The sequence below is a fragment of the Streptomyces sp. AC627_RSS907 genome (genome assembly GCF_019049165.1).
The window spans coordinates 1-555 of the sequence record NZ_JAGMUE010000235.1 but is presented as its reverse complement, the minus strand read 5'-3'; the positions used below and the strand labels follow the sequence as shown (position 1 = coordinate 555).

1 pseudogene is annotated in these 555 nt (G+C 78.7%); it reads right to left on the bottom strand.

From position 1 onward, the window contains the following. A pseudogene (locus KUM32_RS32785) lies at positions 1 to 555 on the bottom strand (DEAD/DEAH box helicase); the annotation flags it as partial.

The window sequence follows — 555 nt, the reverse complement described above, 5'->3', positions numbered from 1 at the left end:
GCACCCGGTAGGCCGCGGCGAACCCGCCCTCGACGCCCTCCGACGCCACGGCGCCGCGGGTCACCACGCCGTGCCGGTCGAGCAGCGTGCTGGCCAGCGCGTGCGCGCGGTGCGTGGGGTCGGCCGCCCGCTCGGGCACCAGTGACCAGCGTCCCGCCACCGTGGGCGGCCCGCCGAGCGAGGCCATGGGGCGGGCGGTCATCCGGCCGTACCCGCGCGAGCTCGTCAGCGAGCCGTACCGGCCGCGCGGGACGGCCCGCTTGGCGCGGTGAGCGGTCGCCCCGGCGGTGCGCCCGGAGCCGAGGAGGGAGCGCAGCGGGGCGACGGTGTCGTTGGTGATCCGGCCCGACCACGCCAGGTCCCAGATGACGTCGGCGATCTCGGCGTCGGCGCCCGGCGTCGGCTCGGCGAGCCCGGCGGCCCGCACCTGGTCGGCGATCTGACGGAAGAACAGCCCGTACCCACCGGCGAGCGCGCCGAGCACCGCCTCGTGGAGCGGGGTCAGCTCCAGTGGGCGCGGCTCGGGCAGCAGCAGGGGCGCCGCCTCCGCCAGGT